Source organism: Nocardioides iriomotensis (assembly GCF_004168035.1).
Lineage (GTDB): Bacteria > Actinomycetota > Actinomycetes > Propionibacteriales > Nocardioidaceae > Nocardioides_B > Nocardioides_B iriomotensis.
This window is the reverse complement of the sequence record NZ_SDPU01000018.1, coordinates 57,430-80,223: the sequence shown is the minus strand read 5'-3', so window position 1 is coordinate 80,223 and position 22,794 is coordinate 57,430. Positions and strand designations below refer to the sequence as shown.

26 protein-coding genes and 1 tRNA gene are annotated in these 22,794 nt (G+C 72.8%); 13 read left to right on the top strand and 14 right to left on the bottom strand.

Features of this window, described 5'->3' with window-relative positions; translation table 11 throughout:
* Positions 1 to 61: 61 nt before the first annotated feature.
* On the top strand, positions 62 to 754 hold the full coding sequence (locus ETU37_RS06215; protein ID WP_206053759.1) for a uracil-DNA glycosylase: 693 nt from the start codon (positions 62 to 64) through the stop codon (positions 752 to 754).
* Here ETU37_RS06215 and ETU37_RS06210 read toward each other — a convergent pair.
* A complete protein-coding gene (locus ETU37_RS06210) occupies positions 751 to 1,461 on the bottom strand; it encodes a response regulator (protein ID WP_240755568.1) in 711 nt (236 codons plus the stop codon). The two genes, ETU37_RS06215 and ETU37_RS06210, sit on opposite strands and share 4 nt — an antisense overlap.
* The gene (locus tag ETU37_RS06205) at positions 1,458 to 3,077 is read right to left on the bottom strand and encodes a sensor histidine kinase (protein WP_165372424.1); all 1,620 of its coding nucleotides are present in this window, start codon (positions 3,075 to 3,077) and stop codon (positions 1,458 to 1,460) included. The genes ETU37_RS06210 and ETU37_RS06205 overlap by 4 nt, the downstream gene beginning before the upstream one ends.
* Before the next feature lie 17 nt (positions 3,078 to 3,094).
* Here ETU37_RS06205 and ETU37_RS06200 point away from each other — a divergent pair, with 17 nt between their 5' ends.
* Positions 3,095 to 4,093 carry a Bug family tripartite tricarboxylate transporter substrate binding protein gene (locus tag ETU37_RS06200; RefSeq protein WP_129986384.1) on the top strand — a complete coding sequence of 333 codons (999 nt, stop codon included), beginning with the start codon at positions 3,095 to 3,097 and terminating at the stop codon, positions 4,091 to 4,093.
* A gap of 105 nt (positions 4,094 to 4,198) precedes the next feature.
* Here the strand turns inward: ETU37_RS06200 and ETU37_RS06195 are convergent, their stop codons facing one another.
* The 4 genes from ETU37_RS06195 to ETU37_RS06180 are packed head-to-tail and all read right to left on the bottom strand — an operon-like array spanning position 4,199 to position 7,678.
* Entirely contained in the window at positions 4,199 to 4,597 is a 399-nt protein-coding gene (locus tag ETU37_RS06195) for a universal stress protein (protein WP_206053758.1), read from the bottom strand.
* Positions 4,598 to 4,608: 11 nt separating this feature from the next.
* The gene (locus ETU37_RS06190) at positions 4,609 to 6,159 is read right to left on the bottom strand and encodes a tripartite tricarboxylate transporter permease (protein WP_129986383.1); all 1,551 of its coding nucleotides are present in this window, start codon (positions 6,157 to 6,159) and stop codon (positions 4,609 to 4,611) included.
* The gene (locus ETU37_RS06185) at positions 6,156 to 6,665 is read right to left on the bottom strand and encodes a tripartite tricarboxylate transporter TctB family protein (protein WP_165372423.1); all 510 of its coding nucleotides are present in this window, start codon (positions 6,663 to 6,665) and stop codon (positions 6,156 to 6,158) included. The genes ETU37_RS06190 and ETU37_RS06185 overlap by 4 nt, the downstream gene beginning before the upstream one ends.
* Positions 6,662 to 7,678 (bottom strand): Bug family tripartite tricarboxylate transporter substrate binding protein, encoded by a 1,017-nt coding sequence (locus ETU37_RS06180; RefSeq protein ID WP_129986381.1) that lies wholly within the window; start codon positions 7,676 to 7,678, stop codon positions 6,662 to 6,664. The genes ETU37_RS06185 and ETU37_RS06180 overlap by 4 nt, the downstream gene beginning before the upstream one ends.
* Before the next feature lie 231 nt (positions 7,679 to 7,909).
* Here ETU37_RS06180 and ETU37_RS06175 point away from each other — a divergent pair, with 231 nt between their 5' ends.
* From ETU37_RS06175 to ETU37_RS06165, 3 genes are read left to right on the top strand one after another with little or no spacing between them, the layout of a single operon-like run.
* Complete coding sequence (locus tag ETU37_RS06175) at positions 7,910 to 8,671, top strand: IclR family transcriptional regulator (protein ID WP_129986380.1); 762 nt, start codon at positions 7,910 to 7,912, stop codon at positions 8,669 to 8,671.
* A complete protein-coding gene (locus ETU37_RS06170) occupies positions 8,668 to 9,864 on the top strand; it encodes a CaiB/BaiF CoA transferase family protein (RefSeq protein ID WP_129986379.1) in 1,197 nt (398 codons plus the stop codon). The genes ETU37_RS06175 and ETU37_RS06170 overlap by 4 nt, the downstream gene beginning before the upstream one ends.
* The gene (locus ETU37_RS06165) at positions 9,864 to 10,682 is read left to right on the top strand and encodes a citryl-CoA lyase (RefSeq protein WP_129986378.1); all 819 of its coding nucleotides are present in this window, start codon (positions 9,864 to 9,866) and stop codon (positions 10,680 to 10,682) included. Before ETU37_RS06170 ends, ETU37_RS06165 begins: the two co-directional genes overlap by 1 nt.
* 31 nt (positions 10,683 to 10,713) lie before the next feature.
* Here the strand turns inward: ETU37_RS06165 and ETU37_RS06160 are convergent, their stop codons facing one another.
* Entirely contained in the window at positions 10,714 to 11,184 is a 471-nt protein-coding gene (locus ETU37_RS06160) for a MarR family winged helix-turn-helix transcriptional regulator (RefSeq protein ID WP_240755567.1), read from the bottom strand.
* A gap of 77 nt (positions 11,185 to 11,261) precedes the next feature.
* Here ETU37_RS06160 and ETU37_RS06155 point away from each other — a divergent pair, with 77 nt between their 5' ends.
* The 3 genes from ETU37_RS06155 to pdxY are packed head-to-tail and all read left to right on the top strand — an operon-like array spanning position 11,262 to position 13,564.
* A complete protein-coding gene (locus ETU37_RS06155) occupies positions 11,262 to 12,059 on the top strand; it encodes a dioxygenase family protein (RefSeq protein WP_240755566.1) in 798 nt (265 codons plus the stop codon).
* A 27-nt stretch (positions 12,060 to 12,086) separates the two neighbouring features.
* Positions 12,087 to 12,695: a M23 family metallopeptidase gene (locus ETU37_RS06150; protein WP_129986376.1), complete on the top strand. Its 609-nt coding sequence runs from the start codon at positions 12,087 to 12,089 to the stop codon at positions 12,693 to 12,695.
* Between the two features lie 17 nt (positions 12,696 to 12,712).
* Positions 12,713 to 13,564: a pyridoxal kinase PdxY gene (gene pdxY, locus ETU37_RS06145; RefSeq protein ID WP_129986375.1), complete on the top strand. Its 852-nt coding sequence runs from the start codon at positions 12,713 to 12,715 to the stop codon at positions 13,562 to 13,564.
* Positions 13,565 to 13,576: 12 nt separating this feature from the next.
* Here the strand turns inward: pdxY and ETU37_RS06140 are convergent, their stop codons facing one another.
* Positions 13,577 to 14,212: a hypothetical protein gene (locus tag ETU37_RS06140; protein WP_129986374.1), complete on the bottom strand. Its 636-nt coding sequence runs from the start codon at positions 14,210 to 14,212 to the stop codon at positions 13,577 to 13,579.
* Positions 14,213 to 14,296: 84 nt separating this feature from the next.
* A tRNA-Thr gene (locus ETU37_RS06135) sits at positions 14,297 to 14,372 on the bottom strand.
* Between the two features lie 93 nt (positions 14,373 to 14,465).
* Between ETU37_RS06135 and ETU37_RS06130 the strand changes: the two genes are divergently transcribed.
* A complete protein-coding gene (locus tag ETU37_RS06130) occupies positions 14,466 to 14,639 on the top strand; it encodes a CsbD family protein (RefSeq protein ID WP_129986373.1) in 174 nt (57 codons plus the stop codon).
* Between the two features lie 124 nt (positions 14,640 to 14,763).
* On the opposite strand, the gene ETU37_RS06125 is transcribed toward ETU37_RS06130, so the two are convergent.
* A complete protein-coding gene (locus ETU37_RS06125; RefSeq protein WP_129986371.1) occupies positions 14,764 to 15,675 on the bottom strand; it encodes a transketolase family protein in 912 nt (303 codons plus the stop codon).
* Positions 15,672 to 16,382, bottom strand: coding sequence for a 1-deoxy-D-xylulose-5-phosphate synthase N-terminal domain-containing protein (locus tag ETU37_RS06120; protein WP_129986369.1), 711 nt, complete (start codon positions 16,380 to 16,382; stop codon positions 15,672 to 15,674). The genes ETU37_RS06125 and ETU37_RS06120 overlap by 4 nt, the downstream gene beginning before the upstream one ends.
* Positions 16,383 to 16,436: 54 nt before the next feature.
* Between ETU37_RS06120 and soxR the strand changes: the two genes are divergently transcribed.
* Entirely contained in the window at positions 16,437 to 16,889 is a 453-nt protein-coding gene (soxR, locus tag ETU37_RS06115; protein ID WP_129986367.1) for a redox-sensitive transcriptional activator SoxR, read from the top strand.
* A gap of 5 nt (positions 16,890 to 16,894) precedes the next feature.
* On the opposite strand, the gene ETU37_RS06110 is transcribed toward soxR, so the two are convergent.
* Positions 16,895 to 17,524 carry a maleylpyruvate isomerase family mycothiol-dependent enzyme gene (locus ETU37_RS06110; RefSeq protein ID WP_129986365.1) on the bottom strand — a complete coding sequence of 210 codons (630 nt, stop codon included), beginning with the start codon at positions 17,522 to 17,524 and terminating at the stop codon, positions 16,895 to 16,897.
* 46 nt (positions 17,525 to 17,570) lie between these two features.
* On the opposite strand from ETU37_RS06110, the gene ETU37_RS06105 reads away from it, so the two are divergent.
* The 3 genes from ETU37_RS06105 (at position 17,571) to ETU37_RS06095 (ending at position 20,360) form a co-directional block, all read left to right on the top strand.
* Positions 17,571 to 18,860 carry a DUF4032 domain-containing protein gene (locus tag ETU37_RS06105; RefSeq protein ID WP_129986363.1) on the top strand — a complete coding sequence of 430 codons (1,290 nt, stop codon included), beginning with the start codon at positions 17,571 to 17,573 and terminating at the stop codon, positions 18,858 to 18,860.
* Positions 18,857 to 19,441 carry a GNAT family N-acetyltransferase gene (locus tag ETU37_RS06100; RefSeq protein WP_129986361.1) on the top strand — a complete coding sequence of 195 codons (585 nt, stop codon included), beginning with the start codon at positions 18,857 to 18,859 and terminating at the stop codon, positions 19,439 to 19,441. The genes ETU37_RS06105 and ETU37_RS06100 overlap by 4 nt, the downstream gene beginning before the upstream one ends.
* Positions 19,442 to 19,508: 67 nt before the next feature.
* Complete coding sequence (locus ETU37_RS06095) at positions 19,509 to 20,360, top strand: dioxygenase family protein (protein WP_129986359.1); 852 nt, start codon at positions 19,509 to 19,511, stop codon at positions 20,358 to 20,360.
* Between the two features lie 6 nt (positions 20,361 to 20,366).
* On the opposite strand, the gene rlmB is transcribed toward ETU37_RS06095, so the two are convergent.
* Both rlmB and cysS read right to left on the bottom strand, forming a co-directional pair.
* Entirely contained in the window at positions 20,367 to 21,314 is a 948-nt protein-coding gene (rlmB, locus tag ETU37_RS06090; RefSeq protein ID WP_129986357.1) for a 23S rRNA (guanosine(2251)-2'-O)-methyltransferase RlmB, read from the bottom strand.
* The gene (gene cysS / locus ETU37_RS06085; RefSeq protein WP_129986355.1) at positions 21,314 to 22,741 is read right to left on the bottom strand and encodes a cysteine--tRNA ligase; all 1,428 of its coding nucleotides are present in this window, start codon (positions 22,739 to 22,741) and stop codon (positions 21,314 to 21,316) included. Before cysS ends, rlmB begins: the two co-directional genes overlap by 1 nt.
* Between the last annotated feature and the right edge of the window lie 53 nt (positions 22,742 to 22,794).

Genomic DNA, 22,794 nt, shown 5'->3' with positions numbered 1-22,794 from the left:
ACGTGGGAGGCGTCCAGATCGCGTGGGAAGTGCCCGCGCCGGTCCGCTAGCGTGGCCGCCCGTGAACGCACTGGCCGGACTCGTCGACCGCGGGCTCGTCGCCCCCGACTGGGCCGAGGCGCTCGCTCCCGTGGACGACCGGATCGCCGCGATGGGCCGGTTCCTCAGGGACGAGATCGCCGCGGGCCGGCCGTACCTCCCGCACGGCGACCACATCCTCCGCGCGTTCAGCCGCCCGCTCGCGGACGTGAAGGTGCTCGTCGTCGGCCAGGACCCCTATCCCACGCCGGGTCACCCGGTAGGGCTGTCGTTCAGCGTCGCGCCCGACGTACGGCCGCTGCCGAAGAGCCTCGTCAACATCTACAAGGAGCTGATGAGCGACCTCGACGTGCCGCCGCCGTCGAACGGTGACCTGAGCCCGTGGTTCGAGCAGGGCGTGATGCTGCTCAACCGCGTGCTGACCGTCGCGCACGGTGCGCCGGCCAGCCACCGCGGACGCGGCTGGGAGGCGGTGACCGAGCAGGCGATCGAGTCGTTCGTCGCGCGCGGCGGACCGCGGGCCGCGATCCTCTGGGGCCGCGACGCACAGAGCCTCAAGCCGCTGCTCGCCGCCGGCGACGTGCCGTGGGTCGAGTCCGTGCACCCGTCACCGCTGTCGGCGTCGCGGGGCTTCTTCGGGTCGCGGCCGTTCAGCCGGGTCAACGCGCTGCTGGAGCAGCAGGGCGGTACGGCGATCGACTGGCGGCTGCCCTAGCCGACCCAGCGGTACCGCCGCTCGGGGCGACCGGCGCGGCCGTAGCGCAGCGACACCTCGGCGTGCCCGGTGGTGACCAGGTGCTCCAGGTACCTGCGCACCGACACGCGGGCGAGGCCGACCTCGTCGGCGCACTCGGCCGAGCTCAACGTCGCGCCCTCGTCGGAGGTCGCGCTCCTCAGCGCGGAGCCGACGAGCTGCAACGTCTGCACGGTCAGACCCTTGGGCAGCTCGGCGTCGGACGGCCGGCGCGCGGCGGAGGCGGCGCCGAACAGCGCATCGACCTCCCGCTGCGCCATCTCCCCCGACCCGGCGACCGCGGACTGCACCGAGCGGTGCCGGCGCTGGAACTCCGTGAGCCGGTCGCGCATCGCCTCGGCGGTGAACGGCTTGATGAGGTACTGCACGGCCCCGCCGCGGAACGCCTCCTGCACCGTCTCTAGGTCGCGCGCGGCGCTGACGACGAGGACGTCGACGGGGTCGGTTGCGGCGCGCAGCGAGCGCAGCACCTCGAGCCCGGTCATGTCGGGCAGGTAGATGTCGAGCAGCACCAGGTCGGGCCGCAGCTCGCGGACGGCGTCGATCGCCTCGGTCCCGGTGCGCGCCTCGCCGACGACCTCGAAGCCGGGCACGCGCTCGACGAACTTCCGGTGCACCCGCGCCACCATGAAGTCGTCGTCGACGACCAGCACGCGCAGCGCGGTCACGAGGACACCTCCCGGTCGGTGGGCACGACAGCCGTGAAGACGGTACGGCGGTCGCCGGCACGCGTCACGCGGCCCACGTCGACCGACCCGCCGCGGCGCTCGCACACGACGCGGCAGAGGGCCAGGCCCCACCCGCGCTCGCCGGGGTCGCCCTGCGCGCCGGGGGCCTTGGTGCTGAACCCCTGCGCGAAGACCCGCTCGACCAGCTCGTCGGGCACGCCCGGGCCGTCGTCGGAGACCCGGACCTCGACGGCGTGCCCGGCGCACGACAGGCCTACCACGACCGAGCCCTGCGTGGGCGCGACCGCCTCCATCGCGTTGTCGACGAGGTTCCCGATCACGGTCACCAGGTCGGCGGAGACGTCGTCGGCGAGGGCCGGCAGCCGCGCGTCGTCCTCGACGTCCAGCCGCACGCCGAGCTCGGTGGCCCGGCTGCCCTTGGCGACCAGCAGCGCAGCGACGGCGGCGTCCTCGACGCGTGCGACCACGCGGTCCGCCCAGCCCGCGCGGGCCTGGGCCTGCGTGGCCACGAAGGCCGCCACCTCGTCGTACTCCTCGAGCTCGATGAGGCCGGCGATCGTGTGCATCCGGTTGCTGAACTCGTGCGCCTGCGAGCGCAGCGTGTCCGTCGTGCTGCGCCACACGTCGAGCTGCCGGTTGAGGTCGACGAGCTCGGTCCGGTCGCGCACGGTGGTCACCCAGCCGATGCGCAGCCCCTGGTTCACCACCGGCATCTGGTTGAGCACCAGCACCCGCCCGGCCGACGCGACGGCGAGGTCGCTCGCGCCCGTCTCGCCGGCGAGCACCGAGGTGACCGACGGCGGCAGCGGCAGCTCGGCGACCGGCCGGCCGACCGGGTCGCTGCCGTCGAGGGCGAGCAGCCGCACCGCCTCGTCGTTCACCAGCGTCACGCGCCCGGAGGTGTCGACGCCGACCACGCCCTCGCGCAGGCCGTGCAGCATCGCCTCGCGGTGCTCGACCAGGCCCGCGATCTCGTTGGGCTCCAGGCCGTGGGTCTGCCGCTTGATCCGCCGGGACAGCAGCAGGCTGCCGCCCAGCCCGACCAGCGAGCCGACGAGCACGTAGATCAGCAGCGTGGGCGCCGTCGTCCCGAGCCGCTGCCACAGCGTCGGGTAGTCGCGGCCGATGATCACGTAGCCGACCACGTCGCCGATCAGCACGTCCTGACGCGCCCGGATGGCCTGCACCGGCGCGCGTGCCTCGATCGCGCTGCGGCCGTCCTCGTCGACCACGCCGACCCACGAGCGGCCGGGGCCGGGCCGGGTGACCGTCGTACCGACGTCCCGCGGGTTCGAGGAGTGCACCACCTCGCCGTTCTCGTCGGTGACGAGGACGTACGACGAGCCGGACGTCGCGCGCGCCCGCTCCGCCTCCCCCGGCACGCCTTCGTTGGTGCCCGTGGCCAGACCGGCCTCGAGCACACGGGTGTCGGCGACGTTCTCGGCGGTGGCGAGCACGCGGCGGCTCTCGGTGCGGCGGAACGCCACGTCGTTCTGCACCAGCAGCACCGGGGTCAGACCCAGCACCACCAGCAGGACGACGACGGCCTGCAACGCGAGCAGCTGCCCCGCGAGGGAGAGGCGTCGTCGTCTCACGGCGAGAAGTCTCACGCATGCCGCCGATCTATGCTCGCCGGGTGCTGAGCCGCCGACGCGTGCTGACCGCGGCCGCGGGGACGTCCCTGCTGCCGCTCGTCGCCGCCTGCAGCCCCAGCGCCGGCACGCTCGACCCGGACCAGCTGCGGATCATGGTGCCCAACGCGGCGGGCGGCGGCTACGACACGACGGCCCGCATCCTGGCCGGGATCGTCGAGGACGAGGGGCTGGGCGAGCGGCCCGAGATCTTCAACCTCGAGGGCGCCAGCGGCGGCGCCGGGCTGGCCCGCACCGTGCACGAGCGCGGCAACGGCGACCTCATGATGATGATGGGCCTTGGCGTGGTCGGCAGCCTGCACACCAACCGCGCCGCGGTCGGGCTCGACGAGGTCACGCCGGTCGCGCGGCTGCTCAGCGAGCCCGAGATCGTGATGGTGCGCGAGGGCTCGCCGCACCGCGACCTCGCCTCGCTCGTGAAGGCCTGGAAGCGCGACCCGGCGCGGCTCCGGTTCGGCGGCGGCTCGCTCCCCGGCGGCCCCGACCATCTCGCCACCCACCTCCTCGCGGAGGCGGTGGGGATCGACCCGCGCGAGGTCCGCTACCGCGTGTACGACGGCGGCGGCCCGACCCTCGCCGCCCTGTTCACCGGCCGCATCGACGCGGCGCTGTCCGGGGTGCTGGAGAACATCGACCAGGTCCGCGCCGGCGCCGTCCGCGTGCTCGCGGTCACCGGCGACCAGCCGGTGCCGGGCATCGACGCGCCGACCCTCCGCGACGCCGGCGTGCCGCTGGGCTTCGCCAACTGGCGCGGTCTGGTCGCCCCGCCGGGCCTGAGCCCCCGCCAGCGCGACCGGCTCGCCGACCTCGTCGACCGGGTGCACGACACCTCCGCGTGGCGGGAGGCCGAGCAGGCGAACGGCTGGACCGACGACTACCTCACCGGCTCGGCGTTCGGCCGGTTCCTGATGGTCGAGTCCGACCGCGTCGGCGACCTGCTGGACCGGCTGGGCGTCTAGGCCCGGCGGAGTCCCTGGTTCACCAGGGACTCCTGCACTTCCAGGCCGTTGCATCGCCCTGGAAGTGCAGGAGTCGCCCGGGAAGTTCCGGCCCGCGCCTACTGATCAGGCCTTCACCGACAGCACCGGGCAGGCCGACTGCAGCAGCACCCGCTGCGCGGTCGAGCCCATCAGCAGCTTGCCCACGGGGGTACGGCGCCGGATCCCGAGGACCACCAGCGCCGCCCCGAGCCGGTCGGCCGCGTCGAGGATCTCCTCGGCCGGCTCGAAGCGGCCGACCTGCTGGACGACCTCGTGCTCGACGCCCTGGCCGGAGAGCCGGTCGCGGAGCGCGCGGAGCTGCTCGGTCGAGGCGATCTTGTTGTCGACGTACGAGTCGCCGCTGCTCGCGTTGACCACGTGCAGCACGCCGTCGCGCCGTCCCGCCTCGGCGACGGCGGCCTCGACGGCGGCCTCTCCCTGCGGCGTCGGCGTCCAGCCGACCACGATCACGTCCCGGTCCACGACCGCTCCTCTCAGTCCTCGTCCGCGAAGGCGAGCTTCTTGGCCTCCTCCGGGTCCTTACCCCGGAGGCGCGCAACGATGCGCGGTGCGTACGGCAGCAGCAGGGCGGCGGCCGCGAGCAGCAGGATGGCCAGCGACAGCGGACGAGTCACGAACACCGTCAGGTCGCCGTTGCCGACGTTGAGCGCCCGGCGGAACTGGTTCTCCAGCTCGGGGCCGAGGATGGCGCCCAGGATCGTCGGCGCGATGGGGAAGTCGAACTGCCGCATCAGGAAGCCGAGCACGCCGATGCCGTAGGCGATCAGGATGTCGGTGACCGTGCCGGACACCGAGTAGATGCCGAGCGTGGCGAACACCAGGATGCCCGCGTAGAGCACCGGCCGTGGGATCTCCAGCACCTTCACCCACAGCCGGATCAGCGGCAGGTTCAGCGCCAGCAGCATCACGTTGCCGACGAACAGCGACGCGATCAGCGCCCACACCAGGTCGCTGTTCTCCTCGAACAGCTGCGGGCCGGGCTGCAGGTTGAAGATCTTGAACGCCGCCAGCATGACCGCCGCGGTCGCGGAGGTCGGCAGGCCCAGGGTCAGCAGCGGCACCAGGACGCCGGAGAACGACGCGTTGTTGGCGGCCTCCGGTCCGGCGACGCCCTCGATGGCGCCCTTCCCGAACTCCTGCTTGCCGCGCGAGCGGTTCTTCTCCCACGAGTAGGAGAGGAACGTCGGCAGCTCGGCGCCGCCGGACGGCAGCACGCCGAACGGGAAGCCGAAGCCGGCGCCGCGGATCCACGGGCCCCACGAGCGCCGCCACTGGTCGCGCGACAGCCACATGAAGCCGCCGCGGACCGGCTCGAGCGGGGTGACCTGGCCGGGACGGGTGCGGCCCTTGACCAGGACGTAGAGCGTCTCGCCGATCGCGAAGAGGCCGATGATCAGCAGCACCTCGTCGATGCCGTTGAACAGCACCGGGCTGTCGAAGGTCAGCCGCGGCTGGCCGGAGATGCCGTCGAGGCCGATGAAGCCGATGGTCACGCCGAGCAGCAGCGAGATCAGGCCGCGCACGAGCGAGCTGCCCACCAGCGCGGTCACGGTCACCAGGGCCAGGATCATCAGCGCGAAGTAGTCGGTCGCGCGGAACGACACCGCCAGCCGGCCGACCGGCTCGGCCACCAGCGCGAGCAGCCCGGTCGAGATCAGGGCGGCGACGAACGAGCCGATCGCCGCGGTCGCCAGCGCTGCCCGGGCGTGGCCGCGCTTGGCCATCTCGTGGCCCTCGATCGCCGTCGCGACGGAGGCGGACTCGCCCGGAGTGTTCAGCAGGATCGACGTGGTCGACCCGCCGTACATCGCGCCGTAGTAGATGCCCGCGAACATGATGAACGCCGGGATCGGGCTCTCGAAGCCGTAGGTCACCGGCAGCAGCAGCGCGATCGTCACGGCCGGGCCGATGCCCGGCAGCACCCCGACGAGGGTGCCGAGCGTGACGCCGATGACCGCGAACAGCAGCATCTCGGGGCTGAGGACGGTGGCGAAGCCGCCCATCAGGTCGCCGAACTGGCTCACAGCGGGAACACCCCCTGGGGCAGGAACACGCCGAGGGCGCGCGTGAAGGACAGGTAGACGAGGAGCGCGAGGCCGATGCCGACGACGACGTCGCGGGTCAGGTGGCGCGACCCCATCGTCCGCGCTGCGGCGACGAAGAACAGCGCGGTCGCGGGCACGTAGCCGACCGGGCCGAGCACGAAGGCGTAGACCACGAGGATCCCGACGAGGACCGCGGCCGCGGCAAGGTGCGTGAACGGCTCGGCGGGAAGCGAGCCGCCCTGGCGTACGGCGGCCGCCTGCTGCGCGAGGTACACGAGGCCGAGCACGAGCATCAGCGTCAGCACCACCAGCGGCAGGAACCGCGGCCCCTGGGGCGAGAAGCCCTCGGTGGTGTCGATCGCGAACACCTGGCTGAGCAGCACGCCGCTGACCAGCACGATGCCGGCGCCGAAGGCGAACGGACCGGCCGGCCGGCCCTGGGGGTCACCCAGGGCCGGCTCGGTGGTCTCGGCTGCGTCGGTCACAGCCCGAGGTCCTCGTAGAGCGCGGCGACGCGGTCGACCTCGGAGTCGATGTACTCCTGGGCCTCGTCGCCGGTCTTGTAGAAGTCGGCCCACCCGTTGGCCTCGAGCGCGTCCTTCCAGCCCTGCGTGCCGTGCAGCTCGTCGACGACCTCGGTCACCTGCTCCTTGGCGTCGTCGGAGAGGCCGGGGGCCGCGACGAGGGCGCGCCAGTTGCTGAAGTCGATGTCGTAGCCGGCGTCCTGCAGCGTCGTGGCCTCCTCGCCGGCGACCTCCTGGGTCTCGGCGGTGCTGATCGCGAGCAGGCGCATGTCGCCGGCCTCGATCTGGCTCTCGAACTCGCTGACGCCGGAGACGCCGACCGCCACGTCACCGGACAGGATGCCCGCGATGGCCTCGCCGCCGCCGGAGTAGCCGACGTACTTCATCTGCGACGGGTCGGCGCCCGCGGCCTTCATCAGCTCGGCCACGACGAGCTGGTCGGAACCACCCGCGGAGCCGCCGCCGAACGTGACCGAGGCCGGGTCCTTCTCGTACGCCGCGACGACGTCCTCGATAGACTCGTACTGGGAGTCGGACGGCACCACGAAGGCCTCGGCCTCGCTGGTCAGCGTCGCGATCGGGGTGGTGTCCTCGAACGACACCGGCGAGCTGGCCTGCTCGAGAGCGCCGATCATCACCAGGCCGGTGACCATCAGCGCGTGCGGGTCGCCCTCGTCCTTCTGCAGCTGCGAGAGACCGGTGGCGCCGCCACCGCCCTCGACGTTGAACACCTCGACGGGCTCGCTGACGACGTCCTCGTCCTCGATCACCTTCTGCATGGCGCGGGCGGTCGAGTCCCAGCCGCCACCGGCGGCGGCCGGCACCATGATGTCCACGGTCTTGGACGGGAACTCCTCGCTGGACGCGGCACCGCCTCCGGCGGCCTGGTTGCAGGCGGCGAGCGTCAGCGTGGTGCCGAGCACGGCGGCGACGGCGACGGTACGGCGAACGACCGAGCGGCGGGGAGCGCGCATCGGTTCCTCCTCGGATTGGTTGGTCGAGACCTCCGGCAGCCGCGACAGGGGCGGGCTGTGAAGGGCGTCACCACGACCTGGTGACCGCCGTCACGCTAGGAGGCCGCGTTCGGATCCGGACCATTGAGACCATCAGACAGTTTTTGGTCTTTGTGGTCACGCTCCCGACCCTCGTCAGGCGGCCCTACGATCCGTACAGTGGTCCCTCCGAACCACAGAACGGATCACCTCGTGAGCCCCTCTCCCGCGTCCGACGGCGTGCGCAGCATCCAGCGCGCGCTCGACGTGCTGGCGCTCCTCGACGAGCACCACCCGACCCGCACGCTGCGCGAGGTCGTCGAGGGCGCCGGCCTGCCGAAGACCACGGCCGTCCGGCTGCTGGCCACGCTGGAGTCCCGCGGCCTGGTCGCGCGCGTCGCCGAGACGACGTACACCTGCGGGCCGGCGCTGCTGCGCTGGGTGCGGCTCGCCGACCGGGCGTGGCAGGTCTCGCCCGAGGCCCGCGCAGCGATGCGCGCGCTGGTCGAGCGCTGCGGCGAGACCGTCAACGTCTACGTCCGGCAGGGCGTGCAACGGGTCTCGATCGCGCAGGAGGAGGGCACCGCCACCGTGCGCAGCGTCGTCGCCGTCGGCGAGCCGATGCCGCTCGGCCGCGGTGCCACCGCGAAGGTGCTGCTCTCCGGCGCCCCCGACGACCTGGTCACCACGCTCTCCGAGGCCGACCCCGACCTCGACGCCGCCACGCTGGCCCGGCAGGTCGCGTCGATCCGCGAGACCGGGTACGCCGTCTCCCACGGCGAGCGCGAGCTCGGGGCCTCGGCGGTCGCCGCCCCGCTGCACGGCGAGGACGGCCGGGTGGTCGCGGCCCTGTCGGTGAGCGGCCCCACGTCGCGGTTCACCGGCGAGCGGATCCCCGGGTACGTCGAGGCGGTGGTCGCGACCGCGCACGCCCTCGACGAGGCCGGCCTCGGCCCGGTCGAGGCACTGCTGTGACGGCGCCGCTGCTCGACGGGGTCCGCGTCCTCGACCTCACCAACGTGCTGGCCGGCCCGGTGGCCGGGTACCAGCTCGCGCTGCTCGGCGCCGACGTGGTGAAGGTCGAGGTCCCCGGCACCGGCGACCTCGCCCGCCAGCTCGGCGCCGACCCCGAGCTCAGCCGGCGCAGCCTCGGCGCGTCGTTCCTCGCTCAGAACGGCGGCAAGCGCTCGGTCACCGTCAACCTCAAGAGCGACGGCGGCCGCGCGGTCTTCCGGCGCCTGCTCGCGACCGCCGACGTGCTGCTGGAGAACTTCCGGCCCGGCGTGCTCGCCCGCCTGGGCTTCGGTTGGGAGGAGCTGCGCCGCGAGCACCCGGGCCTGGTGTACTGCGCGGTCTCGGGCTTCGGCGCGACCGGCCCGGAGAGCGACCGGCCGGCCTACGACCAGGTCGTGCAGGGCCTCTCCGGGGTCATGAGCGTCACCGGGTCCGAGGACACCGCGCCGCTGCGGGTCGGCTACCCGGTGTGCGACTCGATCGGCGGGCTCGCGGCGGCGTTCGCGATCTCCTCGGCGCTCGTCCGCAAGGGCCGCACCGGCGAGGGCGCCTACCTCGACGTCTCCATGCTCGACGCGGCGCTGAGCACGATGGGCTGGGTCGTCTCCGACTACCTCGTCGCCGGCCGCACCCCGCAGCCGATGGGCAACGAGAACCGCACCTCGGCTCCCTCGGGCACGTTCGCGACGGCCGACGGCGCGCTCAACATCGCCGCCAACAAGCAGGAGCAGTGGCTCGCCCTGTGCGCGGCGATCGGACGCGACGAGCTCACGGCGGACCCGCGCTTCGACACCCGCGACCACCGCAAGGAGCACCGCGCCGCGCTCAAGGTCGAGCTCGAGCGCACGCTGCGCGACAAGCCCGCGAGCCACTGGGACGCCGTGCTCCGCGACGTGGGCGTGCCGGCCGCGCCCGTCGTCACCGTGCCCGAGGCGCTCGACTCGCCGCAGGTGAAGCACCGCGGCCTGGTCAGCCGCGTCGACTCCGCCGCCGGGCCGGTCGAGCTGCTCGGCCTGCCCACGCACGTCGACGGGGCCGCCGTGCCCGCGGCCGGACCGCCACCCGTCCTCAGCGAGCACACCGACGAGGTGCTCCGCGAGGCCGGCCTGACCGACGCCGACATCGAGGCGCTGCGCGCCGAGGGAGCGATCTGATGACCACACCCACGACCATCGACGACGTCACCGCCTGGTGGGCCACCGGGATCTCCGACATCGAGCCCGGCGTGATCCGGCTCCGCGGCTACCCGGTCGAGCAGCTGATCGGCGCGGTGTCGTTCGTCGACATGGCCTGGCTGCTGCTCCGCGGGGACCTGCCCACGCGGGAGGAGTCCGCACTGCTGGAGCACGCGCTCGTCGCCGCGGTCGACCACGGCCCGCAGGCGCCCTCGATCGCGGCCGCGCGGATGGCCGCGACCTGCGGGGTCGGGCTCAACACCGCGCTCGCGACCGGGGTGGGCCTGCTCGGCGACGTGCACGGGGGCGCCGGTCAGCAGTGCCTGGCGATCCTCGACGACCTGGCCGGGGCCGACGACCTCCCGGCCGCCGTCGCCGACGTGCTGGCCGACCACCGCGCCCGCCGCGCGCACGTCCCGGGGTTCGGGCACCGGTTCCACCCCGTGGACCCGCGCCGCGACCCGCTCGTTGCCTCGGTCGACGCGGCGGTCGACGCCGGTACGGTCGCGGGCCGGCACCTCGGGGCCGCGCTCGAGCTCGAGCGGCAGCTGGCCGAGGGCCGCAGCCGCCCGGTGCCGATGAACATCGACGGCGCCACCGCGATCGTCTACGGCGAGCTCGGGTTCGACCCCGAGCTGAGCCGTGGCCTGTTCTGCCTGTCCCGCTCGGTCGGGATCCTTGCGCACGCCTGGGAGGAGCGGTCGTCCGGCGGCCGGATCAAGGGGCCGATCCCGCGCCCGCTGCTCGCGGCGTACACCGGGCCCGCAGAACGGTTCGTCTGCGACCCGCGCGCGTAGATCACCCCGAATTCGGCAGACGAATCGTTGCTCAGCAGGTGGAGTCGAGCCGGGAGGCCTCGATGCGCTCGACGATGTGGCCGGCGATCTTCTCCAGCGCGGCGACGTCGTCGGCGCTGAGGCCGTCGAAGACCAGGCTGCGCACGGTCTCGACATGACCGGGGGCGGCCTTGACCAGCACGCCCCAGCCGTCGTCGGTGAGGCGGACCATCGTCACGCGACGGCTCGCGGGCGAGGGGCAGCGCGAGACGTAGCCGCGCTTCTCGAGCTTGGTGATGACGTGCGAGAGCCGCGACAGCGACGCGTTGGTCTTGCCGGCCAGGTCGCTCATCGTGCGGGTGCGGTCGCCGGACTCCGAGAGCATCGCCAGGCAGAGATAGTCGAAGTGCGTCATGTCGCTGTCGCGCTGCAGCTGGGAATCCAGGGCAGGCCCCAGCTTGAGCATCACGCCGGCGAGTCGCAGCCAGGCGTCGAGCTCGTCCTCGGTGAGCCATCGGGTCATGAGACGCATCTTACTGCAACAACACTTGATGCTTCAAGTTTATCGACTACGCTGGGAGCAGACCCGAGGAGCCCACGATGACCGAGACCAGCCCCGCCACCGACCGCATGCCCGCCCTGTACATCGGGCACGGCGCCCCGCCCCTGCTCGACGACCCGATCTGGAGCGGCCAGCTCCGCACCTGGGCCGCCGACCTGCCCCGCCCGAAGGCGATCCTCATCGTCTCCGCGCACTGGGAGTCCGCGCCCGTGAGCCTCTCCGCGACGGCACCGGGCACCCCGCTGGTCTACGACTTCGGCGGCTTCGCGCGGAAGTACTACGAGATGACCTACGAGACCCCCGACGCCTCCGCCCTCGCCCGGCGGGTCGCGGCGATGATGCCGGACGCCGAGCCGGTCCACCAGCACGGCAGCCGCGGCCTCGACCACGGCGCCTGGGTGCCGCTGAAGATCATGTACCCGGCCGGCGACATCCCCGTGCTGCAGATGTCGCTGCCCACCCACGACCCCGACAAGCTGCTCGAGCTCGGCCGCCGGCTGCGCCCGCTGCGCGACGAGGGCGTGCTGATCATCGGCTCCGGCTTCCTCACCCACGGCCTGCCGTTCCTCAAGGAGTTCCGGATCGAGGCGGCCGCGCCGACCTGGTCGACGGAGTTCGACGCCTGGGCCGCCGAGGCGCTCGCCCGCGGCGACGTCGACGAGCTCGCCGCCTACCGCGACCGCGCGCCCGGCATGCCCTACGCGCACCCGACGGTCGAGCACTACACGCCGCTGTTCATCACGCTCGGCGCCGCGTCCGACCCCGAGACCCCCGGCGACCAGGTCGTCGACGGCTACTGGATGGGGCTCTCCAAGAGGTCGCTGCAGGTCGCCTGACCATGTCCCCCGTGCGAGGGTGAGGGCGTGCGCGCCCTCACCCTCGTGCTGCTCATGGTCCTCGTCGTGGTCTCGACAGGCTCGACCACCCGAACGGTCTCGACAGGCTCGACCACCCGAACGGTCTCGACAGGCTCGACCACCCGGGCCGCGGAGCCGCAGCGGTTCTGGGTGCAGGACACCCACCGCTACACCTCGCCCTGGTACGCCGGCGCGCACCGCAAGATGATCAACTTCGGCTGCACGCGGGCGCCGTACTACGACCCGTCGCCGCGCTGCCCCGGCGACCGCGGCTTCCACCACGGCCTCGACGTCGCGATGCGCTGCGGCACCCCGCTGTACGCCGGGTTCTCCGGCTGGGTCGTCGCCCCGGCGTCGGCCGGGTCGCTCGGGTCGGCGTACGGCGCCAAGGCGTTCCGGATCCGCAACCACGACCGGGGCGTCGACGTCGTGCTCGGCCACGTCAGCCGCGTGTACGTCGCGCCGGGCGACCGCGTCCGCGCCGGGCAGCTCGTGGCGCGGGCGGGCAGGCTCGGCGCGCCCGACGGCTGCCACCTGCACTTCGAGGTGCGGCCGATCGGCGGCGGCTACCTGTCCGCCGTCCGCCCGCACCCCTCGCTGATGCTCGCGCGCTGAGTGGCAGGATCGCCCGGGTGAGCATCCTGTCGATCCAGTCCCTGGTCGCCTACGGCCACGCCGGCAACAGCGCCGCGCTGTTCCCGCTGCAACGACTCGGCAAGGTCGTCTGGCCGGTCATGACGGTGCACTTCTCCAACCACACCGGCTACGGCGACTGGAAGGGGCCCCTGCTCACCTCCTCCGACGTCGCCGACGTGATCGAGGGCGTCGGCGACCGCGGGGCGCTCGAGCGCTGCGAGGCGGTGCTGTCGGGGTACCAGGGCGCCGAGGACGTCGGCGCGGTCATCCTCGATGCCGTGCGGAAGGTCAAGACGGCCAACCCCGAGGCGATCTACTGCTGCGACCCGGTCATGGGCGACGTCGGGCGCGGCATGTTCGTGCGCCCCGGGATCCCGGAGTTCATGCGCGACCAGGTGGTGCCGGCCGCCGACGTGATCACCCCCAACCACTTCGAGCTCGACTACCTCGCCGCCACCCCGACCACGACCACCGAGACCCTGCTGGCGGCCGCCGACACGGTGCGGGCGACCGGACCGGGCACGGTGCTGGTGACCAGCGTGATCGTCGAAGACACCCCCGACGACGCGCTCGACATGGTGGCCGTCGACGCGTCCGGCGCCTGGCGCACCCGGTTCCCCCGGCTGTCGGTCAACCCGCCGGGCGCGGGCGACCTGACCACCGCGGTGTTCCTGGCCAACCTGCTCGACGGGCGCCCGCTCGCCGAGGCGCTGGCACGCACGACCGCCTCGGTGTTCGCCGTGGTGCGGGCGACCGCCGAGGCGGGCGAGCGGGAGCTGCGGATCGTGCAGACGCAGGACGAGCTGGCCGAGCCGACCCGGACGTTCGAGCCCGAGCGGCTCCGCTGACGGCCGGCCGGCCTACCAGCCGGCCTTGTCCACGCGGGCGTGGTAGTGCCGGCCGACGGCGCCACCGAACATCGCGGTCACCAGCGTGACCAGCAGGACGAGCCCGGCCATCACGAGGCCGGCGGTCGTCATGGTGTCGGTCGACATCGGCACGCTCGGCAGCTCGACGCTGGCCAGCACGTTGTACCGGTCGCCGAAGAAGGTCCCGGCCGCGACCGCGAGGGCGGTCAGCACGACCCCGACGAGCCAGACCGCCAGGCCCTGGCGCATGCCGTCGTAGCGCGACATCCGGCCGGCGACGTACCCGCCGGCGTAGTAGCCGATCGCCAGGATGACGCCGACGGTCAGCACCGCGGCCAGGCCGAGCTCGGTCGTCGTCGCGTCAGGGATGAGCTGCTCCTCGGCCTCGGTGCCCGCGGTGACCGCACCGATGATCCCTGCGAGGAGCAGGCTCACGGCGATCGCCACGAGCCACCCGAAGAAGCCGGCACCCCAGTTGATGCCGCCGAAACGGTCGCGACGGGCCTGCTCCTCGTCGACCCCGGCCGCCTCGTCCCGGGACACCACCTGGGTGTCCTCGACGTCGTCGAAGCGGGCGCGCTCGTCGGTCGTCGTCGTGGTGTCGGCGTCGCGGTTGCGTCCCAGCATGGTGGTCTCCTCTGTCCGGGGACCGCACCGGTCCCAGCGTCAGGAGTACCCAGATCGAGACGTCCGCAACACGCCGACGCGCCGTGGAGCCGCTTGTCAGGTTCGAACTGACGACCTTTCGCTTACAAGGCGAGTGCTCTACCAGCTGAGCTAAAGCGGCGGTGGGCTCCATCGTAGGTGTGGAAGGAATGTAAATCGGAGGTCGGGGTATGTCGGTGGCGTCAGCACCACCCAGGCACTGAGGAGGCACGACATGGGCACCGACGACAAGGCTCGAGCCAAGACCGAAGGCGCTGTCGGCAAGGCCAAGGAAGGGCTGGGCAAGGCCACCGGGGACGACTCGATGCGCAAGGAGGGGAAGGCCGAGCAGAGCAAGGCCGACCTCAAGCAGGCGGGCGAGAAGGCCAAGGACGCGTTCAAGCGCTGACGCACCCACGGGGGACTCACGCAGGACCCTAGGGGTGTCCCCTGGCCCTCGGCCCGCGCAGCAGGCCATGGGACCGGGGGACGCGCCCCTGAAACCGCGGTCGGGGGGACGGTGTCGCTTGTCGTCAGGACGCGATCCCGTCCCCCCGCCCGACCAGGAAGGCATCGAGGGACCGGCGGATCCCCGCCGCGTCCAGGCCGTGCGCCGCGACGTGCTGGCGGGCCGTGCCGTAGCGACGGATCTCCTCGCTGCGGACTCCGAGTGCCAGCAGCCGGTGCGGTACGTCGGAGAGCGCGTCCGCCACGAGCCGGCTCGACGTCCCCGCCAGGTAGGGCTCGACGAGCACCACCTCCGGCGACGCCAGCACCGCGCGCAGCGTGCGGCTGTCGAACGGCCGGACGACGTTGGCGTACAGCACCGACACGTCGCGTCCGCGGGTCGCCTCGAGCACCGCGTCGAGGGTCGGCCCGACCGCGACCACGGTCGCGCCTGACCCGCGCCGCAGCACGTGGAAGCGACCGGGGCGCACCGGGAACGCCTGCGCGTTCTGCTGGCTGACCACCCGGACGTACTCACGCCCGTCGCCCGCGACGGCCAGCCGCAGCGAGTCCTCGACCTCATCGGCGTGGCCGGGCACGTGGAGGGTCCATCCCGGCAGCGTGTCCATCAGCGGCACGTCGCCCGGCGCCTGGTGCGTGCGACCGCCGGAGGCGATGTCGAACGACCCGCCCGAGCCGACGAGGACGCCGCCGACGTCCTGGTGGCCGAAGCCGAGCTTGATCTGCTCGAAGGCCCGCTCGACGAGGAAGGACCCGAAGGTGTGCACGATCGGCCGCATCCCGGCGAGCGCGAGGCCGGCGCCGACGTTCACCAGCAGCTGCTCACGGATGCCGACGTTGACCACCCGGTCGGGGTGCCGGCTCTCGACGTCGCCGAAGTACTGGCCGCTGATCTCCGCGTAGACCAGGGCGACGGACAGGTCCTCCTCGACCAGGTCGGCCGCGGTCTGCGCGAAGCGCTGACGGGGGTCGCTCATGCCCACTTCTCCTCCACCTCCGCGACGACCACGGTGGGCCGTCCCTCGATCCGTGCGGTCAGCGCGCGCTCCAGCGCGGTGTGGTCGCGGCCGTCGACGACGGCGGCGTGCCAGCCCTCGTGCACGAACCGTCCGGCGATGGCGCCCGGCCGGTTGTGGGTCGACGAGCCGTTGTCGACGACGACCACGGTGAGGTTGTCGAGGCCGAGCGCGCCGGCGAGCTCGACGGCCTCGTGGTTGCTGCCCTCGTCCAGCTCGGCGTCGCCGACGAGCACCACGACGCGGGAGGTGAGGCCCTGGGCGCGCAGGCCGAGCGCCGTACCGACGGCGAGCGGGAAGCCGTGCCCCAGCGACCCGCTGCTGATCTCCACGCCCGGGACGAGGACGCGGTCGGGGTGGTGGCCGAGCGGGGAGTCGTACGACGCCCAGCGCGGCAGCCACGCCTCGGGGATGAAGCCCTTCGCCGTGAGCACCGCGTAGTAGGCCATCGGCCCGTGCCCCTTGGACAGGTAGAACCGGTCACGGGCCGGGTCGTCGGCACTTCCCGGTCCGACCCGCAGCACGCGGTCGTAGAGCACCCACAGCACGTCGAGCGTCGAGGTGGCCGCGGCCGAGTGCTTCTCGTCGCCGGTCATCAGCGACATCAACCGGGGCAGGTCGTCGTAGGAGCGTTCGGGCGGCGCTTCGAGCGCGGTCAGCAAGGTCATGCCGACCAGGGTGCAAGTTCAAGTTGACTTGAGGTCAAGGTCTAGGATCGGATCATGGTCGCCCACCTGTCCATCGGAGAGCTCTCCGCGCGCTCCGGCGTCGCGCCGTCGGCGCTGCGCTACTACGAGGAGGTGGGCCTGATCTCCGCCGAGCGCACGAGCGGCAACCAGCGCCGCTACCTGCGCCCGACGCTGCGCCGGGTCGCGTTAATCCGTTCGGCCCAACGCGTCGGGCTGACCCTGGACGAGATCGCCGAGGCGCTCGACACCCTCCCCCGCGACCACGCCCCGACCAAGGCCGACTGGGCGCGCCTCTCGCGCTCGTGGCGGCCCCGCATCGACGCCCAGATCGAGCGGCTCGAGCGGCTGCGCGACAAGCTCGACGGCTGTATCGGCTGCGGCTGCCTGTCGCTGAAGACGTGCGCGCTGAACAACCCGCACGACGAGGTGGCCGGGCGCGGGCCGGGCGCGGTGTTCCTCGAGCCCACCGGGCGCCGCCCGCGCTGACCGGGTCAGGAGGCGGTGCAGCGCAGCCGCAGCGTCGTCACGCCGTCGCCGCGGAGCCGGTCGCACGCGGACGCCCGTCCGGTCGCCGCGAGCAGCACGTCGATCAGCCGCCCCTCGACGAGCGGGCCGGAGCCGTGCGACCAGTCCTGGTCGGTCGCGCGCAGCGTGAGGTCGGCGATCCGGGTCTTCGTGCCGATGAGCGTGTTGGACCCCTTGTAGAAGTCCATCACCTGCCGGACCGCGTCGGCCGGCGGCTCGTGCTCGATCCCGAGCGGGCGGCGGATGTCCTCGTTGTGCACGAGCACCTCGCCGAGCCAGGAGGTCTTCGGTCCGGGCGGGGCCGACGTCGAGTGCTGGAGCCGCCGGAAGGTGCCCAGCGTCTCGGCGGGCGTGGTGCCGCGGTAGCGCTCGATCTGCTGGTCGGCGAACCGCGGGAAGTTGAAGCCCGCCGCCGCGAAGCGCACGAAGAACTTGCCGGGGTTCATGTCCGCCGTCCCGCACTGGTGGGCGAGCACGTCGTGGACGCTCCAGCCCGTGCACAGCGAGGCCGTCCGCCACTGCTCGTCCGTCAGTCCCTCCAGGTCGTCGGCGAGGGCGCCGCGCTCGGCGGCCACGGTCTGCCAGAGATCAGCCATGGCGCGGACTGTAGTGCACGACCCGGTCCGCACTACCCTGAGCGTCATGGCTCTGCGGATCGTCGCCACGCGCCCGAACCCGGCCTTGGTCACCCTCCCCTGGCACCTGCCGCTCGAGGACTGGGGCGAGAACGTCTGCGTCTCCTTGCCGCGCGGCATCTCCCGCCACGTCGTGCGGATCGTGCGGCTCGGGACCGACGTGTACGCCGTGAAGGAGACCCGCGAGCGCTGGGCGTTCGGCGAGTACCGGCTGCTGCGCGACCTCCAGCGCCTCGGCCTGCCGACGGTCGAGCCCGTCGGCGTGGTCGAGGGTCGCGAGACGGCCGACGACGAGCCGTTGGAGCCCTGCCTCGTGACGCGGCACCTGCGCTTCTCGCTTCCCTACCGGTCACTATTCAGCCACGGCCTGCCGTCCGACGACCTGCCGACGCTCGTCGACGCGCTCGTCGTGCTGCTCGTGCGCCTGCACCTCGCCGGCTTCTTCTGGGGTGACGTGTCCCTGTCCAACGTGCTGTTCCGGCGCAGCGCGGGCGAGTTCGCCGCCTACCTCGTCGACGCCGAGACGGGCGAGCTGCACGAGAAGCTGACCGACGGCCAGCGCGCCAACGACATCGAGGTGGCGTCGACCAACATCTTCGGCGAGCTGCTCGACCTGCAGGCCGGCGGCCTGGTCGCCGGGGAGATCGACGCGTTCGCGATCGTCGAGCGGCTGCAGGAGCGGTATGACGCGCTCTGGGGCGAGCTCACCGGCACCGAGGAGTTCACCACCGACGAGATGTGGAAGATCGAGCAGCGCATCGAACGGCTCAACGAGCTGGGGTTCGACGTCGACGAGCTCGACATCGTCACCGACTGGGACGGCTCGACCGTGCACCTGCAGCCCCGCGTCGTGGAGGCGGGCCACCACCGCCGCGAGCTGCAAAGCCTCACCGGGCTCAACGTCGAGGAGAACCAGGCCCGCCGCCTGCTCAACGACATCGCCGGCTTCACCGCCAGCGCGCAGCTCGGCGGCGAGGACCGTGCCGTCATCGCGCACCGCTGGCTGACCGAGTTCTACGAGCCGGTCACGGCGATGGTCCCCGACGACCTGCGCGGCCGGCTCGAGCCCGCCGAGGTCTACCACGAGGTCCTCGAGCACCGGTGGTACCTCTCGGAGCAGGACGGGCGCGAGGCCGACATCTTCGACACCGCGCGCGACTACTTCCGACGGGTGCTCAGCACCCGGCCCGAGGAGGCGATCACCACCGCCTCCGAGACGACCGCCGAGATGGCCGCGGTCCCCGACGAGCCCGAGCCGGAGCCCGACCTCCAGCCCGGCCCGGCCCGGCGCGCGTGAGCGACGACCTCCGGATCGTCCCGGCCAACGAGGCCCCGTGGGAGGACCTCGACGCGGTCTACAACTTCCCCGGCGCCTGCCACTGCCAGCGCTTCAAGGTCATGGAGTGGGTGTTCCGCTCGACCGCGGAGGAGCGTGCCGCCGCGCTGCGCGTCTCGTCCGGCTGCGGCGACCCCACCGCGACGTCGACCACCGGCCTGCTCCTGTACGTCGGCGACGAGCCCGCCGCCTTCGCGGCCGTCGAGCCACGCTCGTCGTACCCCGGTCTCGCGAAGGCCCGCGTGCCGTGGACAGGCCGGGACGAGGACCGCAGCGACCCGTCGGTCTGGGCGGTGACGTGCCTCGTCGTGCGGCGCGGCTTCCGCAAGCGCGGGCTGACCTACGTGCTCGCGGAGGCGTGCGTCGAGCACGCCCGCGCCCACGGCGCCCGGGCGCTGGAGGCGTACCCGCTGGACACCGACGGGCGCGAGGTCGTCGACAACGAGCTCTACGTCGGCGCCCACCAGGTCTTCGCCGACCTCGGCTTCACCGACGTCACGAGGCCGACCAAGCGGCGCGTGGTCGTGCGCAGGGAGCTCTGACCCCGGCTCCGAGCGGCTCAGGCCCGAGCTCTGGACCGGACCCGCCCGGAGGGAGCAGGGTGGCGCCATGACGCGCGAGGACGAGCTCGTCGCCGGCGTGCTGGCGTCGTTCGAGGACACCCCCGACCCGCGGCTGCGCGAGGTCATGACCGGGCTGGTGCGGCACCTGCACGCGTTCCTCCGCGAGGTGCGCCCGAGCCAGGAGGAGTGGCAGCGCGGCATCGACTTCCTGACCGCCGTCGGCCACATCACCGACGAGCACCGCCAGGAGTTCATCCTGCTCTCCGATGTGCTCGGCGCCTCGATGCAGACCGTCGTGGTCAACAGCAGCGAGCACGCCGACGCGACCGAGGCGACCGTGCTCGGCCCGTTCTTCCTCGACGACTCGCCCCGCATCGAGCTCGGCGGCGACGTCGCCGGTGGCGCTCCCGGCCAGCCGTGCTGGGTCGAGGGCACGGTCCGCGACACCGACGGCCGACCCGTCGCAGGTGCCCGCGTCGAGGTGTGGGAGGCGGACGAGGAGGGCTTCTACGACGTCCAGTACGACGACGGGCGGACCAGCGGGCGCGCGCACCTGTTCACCGACGGCGAGGGCGGCTTCCGCTTCTGGGCGGTGACTCCCACGCCGTACCCGATCCCGCACGACGGACCGGTCGGCGCGCTCCTCGACGCCACCGGCCGGTCGCCGATGCGCGCCTCGCACCTGCACGTGATGGTGACCGCGGACGGCTACCGCGACCTGGTGACGCACGTGTTCGTCGAGGGCGACCCGCTGCTCGGTCGCGACAGCGTCTTCGGCGTGCGCCCGTCGCTGGTCAGGAGGTTCGACGTGCACGCGGCCGACGAGCCCACCCCGGACGGGCGGGGCCCGGGCCGCGACTGGAGCAGCACCCGCTTCGACGTGGTGCTCGCGCGCTGACCGCGGTCAGGCGGTCCGGGCCTGCGCGACGGCGTACAGGGTGACCGACGCGGCGACCCCGGCGTTGAGCGACTCCAGCGAGTTGACCATCGGGATCGACACCAGCTGGTCGCAGGTCTCCGCGACGAGCCGGGACAGACCGTCCCCCTCGGAGCCGACCACGACCACGAGCGGGCCGTCGGCCAGGTCGAGGTCGGGCAGCGACACGTCACCGTCGGCGGCGAGGCCGACGACCATGCAGCCGGCCTCCTGGTAGGCCTTCAGCTGCCGGGTGAGGTTCACGGCCTGGGCGACCGGGATGCGCGACGCCGCCCCGGCGGACGTCTTCCACGCCGACGCGGTCATCCCGGCGGCCCGGCGTTCGGGGATCAGCACGCCGTGGGCCCCGAAGCCCGCCGCCGAGCGCACGACCGCGCCCAGGTTGCGCGGGTCGGTGACGGAGTCGAGCGCGACGATCAGCGGCGGCTCGCCGGCCTCGTGCGCCCGGTCGAGGAGGTCGTCGGGGTGGGCGTACTCGTAGGCCGGCACCCGCGCGGCGAGGCCCTGGTGGACCGCGCCGCTGGTCATCCGGTCGAGCTCCGAGCGGGGCGCCTCGAGCAACGAGATGCCGCGGTCGGCCACGATCCGGAACACCTCGCGCAGCCGGCCGTCGCGCTCCGCGCCCTCGGCGACGTACACGGTGGTCACCGGCATCCCGGCGCGCAGCGCCTCGAGCACCGAGTTGCGGCCGGCCACCCACTCGGAGTCCGTCTTCGCGGTGCGCTTGGGCCGGGAGGCGGCGGACTTCTGCGCCCGCTTCTCCTGCTTGTAGGCCTTGTGCCCCTCGCGGTCCTTAGCCTTGGGCGTCGGGCCCTTGCCCTCCAGGCCGCGGCGGCGCCGGCCGCCCGACCCCGCGGTCGGGTTGCCCTTGCCGGTCTTCTTGATGGCGCCACGTCGCGCCGAGTTGCCCGCCATCAGTCGAGGCTCCACTTCGGTCCGTCGGGGGTGTCCTCCAGGTCGATCCCGGCACCCTTGAGCTGGTCGCGGATCGCGTCGGCGGTCGCGAAGTCCTTGGCGACGCGGGCCTCCTGCCGCTGCTGCAGCAGCGAGGCGACCAGCGCGTCGACCGCGGTGGTGAGCTTCTCCTCACGCGCGGACGAGCCGCCGGCGGTCCATTGTTCGTCGAAGGGGTCGACCCCGAGGACGGCGAGCATCGCCCGCACCGACGCGGCGGCCCCGCGCAGCGCGTCGGACGGCCCGGCGGCGAGCAGCTTGTTGCCCGCGCGCACCACGTCGTAGATCGCGGCGACCGCGGTAGGCGTGCCGAGGTCGTCGTCCATCGCGGTCTCGAACTCCGCGCACCAGGTGCCGGGCTCGACCTCGCCGAGCACGTCGCGCGCCCGCTCCAGGAAGTGCTCGATCCGCTGGAAGCCCTGCGCGGCCTCGTCGAGCGCCTCGAAGGAGAACTCCACGTGCGACCGGTAGTGCGCCGCGACCATGTAGAACCGCAGGTCGATCGCGCGGGTGCGCTGCAGCACGGACGGGATGGTCAGTGAGTTGCCGAGCGACTTGCTCATCTTCTCGCCGGCCGTCGTGATCCACGCGTTGTGCATCCAGTACGACGCGAAGCCGAAGCCGGCCGCGCGCGACTGCGCCTGCTCGTTCTCGTGGTGCGGGAACCGCAGGTCGACGCCGCCGCCGTGGATGTCGAACGCGCCACCGAGGTACTTCAGCGCCATCGCCGAGCACTCGATGTGCCAGCCGGGACGGCCGGGCCCCCACGGCGAGGGCCACGCGGCGGTCTCGGGCTCGGTCTCCTTCTTCCAGCCCTTCCACAGCGCGAAGTCGCGCGGGTCGCGCTTCCTGGCAATCGACTGAGGATCGGCGGCTACCTCTGCTGCCTCCATGTCGTCGATCCGCTGCCCGGTCAGCTCGCCGTACTGCGGCCACGAGCGGACGTCGAAGTAGACGTCGCCGGACCCGTCCTCGGCGGCGTACGCGTGACCCTTGGTGATCAGCCGGAGGATCAGCTCGATCATCTCGGGCACGTGGCCGGTCGCGGCGGGCTCGTAGGTCGGCGGCTCGACGTTGAGGGCGGCGTACGCCGCGTCGAGCTCGCGCCGCATGGCGTAGGCGAGGTTGTACCAGGGGCGGCCCTGCTCCGCCGACTTCACCAGGATCTTGTCGTCGATGTCGGTGATGTTGCGGATGAAGGTGACGTCGTAGCCGCGCGACTCGAGCCAGCGCCTCAGCACGTCGAAGTTCACGCCCGACCGGACGTGGCCCACGTGCGGCTCGGACTGCACGGTCAGACCGCACAGGTAGATGCCGACCTTGCCCGCCTCGAGCGGGACGAAGTCGCGGACCTGCCTGGTCACCGTGTCGTAGAGCCGCAATGTCACGCGCCAAGACTAACGAGCAACAACGTGGCGCCCCGCACCGCGCCACGGCAGGC

Bases quoted from the DNA above. Each gene is read 5' to 3' on its own strand.
- ETU37_RS06200 (WP_129986384.1), top strand. From the start codon at position 3,095: ATGCCGCCGATCTATGCTCGCCGGGTGCTGAGCCGCCGACGCGTGCTG.
- ETU37_RS06180 (WP_129986381.1), bottom strand. From the start codon at position 7,678: ATGCGCGCTCCCCGCCGCTCGGTCGTTCGCCGTACCGTCGCCGTCGCC.
- ETU37_RS06165 (WP_129986378.1), top strand. From the start codon at position 9,864: ATGACCACACCCACGACCATCGACGACGTCACCGCCTGGTGGGCCACC.
- ETU37_RS06160 (WP_240755567.1), bottom strand. From the start codon at position 11,184: ATGACCCGATGGCTCACCGAGGACGAGCTCGACGCCTGGCTGCGACTC.
- ETU37_RS06155 (WP_240755566.1), top strand. From the start codon at position 11,262: ATGACCGAGACCAGCCCCGCCACCGACCGCATGCCCGCCCTGTACATC.
- ETU37_RS06140 (WP_129986374.1), bottom strand. From the start codon at position 14,212: ATGCTGGGACGCAACCGCGACGCCGACACCACGACGACGACCGACGAG.
- ETU37_RS06130 (WP_129986373.1), top strand. From the start codon at position 14,466: ATGGGCACCGACGACAAGGCTCGAGCCAAGACCGAAGGCGCTGTCGGC.
- ETU37_RS06125 (WP_129986371.1), bottom strand. From the start codon at position 15,675: ATGAGCGACCCCCGTCAGCGCTTCGCGCAGACCGCGGCCGACCTGGTC.
- ETU37_RS06120 (WP_129986369.1), bottom strand. From the start codon at position 16,382: ATGACCTTGCTGACCGCGCTCGAAGCGCCGCCCGAACGCTCCTACGAC.
- soxR (WP_129986367.1), top strand. From the start codon at position 16,437: ATGGTCGCCCACCTGTCCATCGGAGAGCTCTCCGCGCGCTCCGGCGTC.
- ETU37_RS06110 (WP_129986365.1), bottom strand. From the start codon at position 17,524: ATGGCTGATCTCTGGCAGACCGTGGCCGCCGAGCGCGGCGCCCTCGCC.
- ETU37_RS06105 (WP_129986363.1), top strand. From the start codon at position 17,571: ATGGCTCTGCGGATCGTCGCCACGCGCCCGAACCCGGCCTTGGTCACC.
- ETU37_RS06095 (WP_129986359.1), top strand. From the start codon at position 19,509: ATGACGCGCGAGGACGAGCTCGTCGCCGGCGTGCTGGCGTCGTTCGAG.
- rlmB (WP_129986357.1), bottom strand. From the start codon at position 21,314: ATGGCGGGCAACTCGGCGCGACGTGGCGCCATCAAGAAGACCGGCAAG.